The 245-nt window shown below is 67.3% G+C and carries 1 protein-coding gene; it reads left to right on the top strand.

The features are described 5' to 3' along the window. The coding region (gene pilM / locus HMPREF2924_RS20155) for a type IV pilus biogenesis protein PilM (RefSeq protein WP_168172963.1) at nt 1-245 on the top strand (245 nt) is incomplete at both ends.

The following is a 245-nucleotide window of genomic DNA, read 5'->3' as shown; positions in this document are numbered from 1 at the left end:
ACCTGGCTGAGTGTACAAAGCGACCACGCGACCTCGAGCGCCGAACTGGCCGAGGTCGATACCCTGGCCAGGAGCTTGCTGCTCTACCGCTCCAGGCTGGCGGAGTACGCACACGCCAACCCCGGTTTCAGCGGTTCGCCGGCGGACTCCGCTCTTGGTTTACCGGCCTGGTTCCGCAAGCCAGCGCGGCTTCAGGGCTACATCGCCGCCGACACCAGCTACGCCTTCATCGCCTCGCCGCCGGC

This window comes from Pseudomonas sp. HMSC063H08 (assembly GCF_001813645.1).
In the GTDB taxonomy this organism is placed as follows: Bacteria; Pseudomonadota; Gammaproteobacteria; order Pseudomonadales; family Pseudomonadaceae; genus Pseudomonas; species Pseudomonas aeruginosa.
Note: the sequence above shows the minus strand (reverse complement) of the source record. Positions and strands in the feature narration are given on the sequence as shown.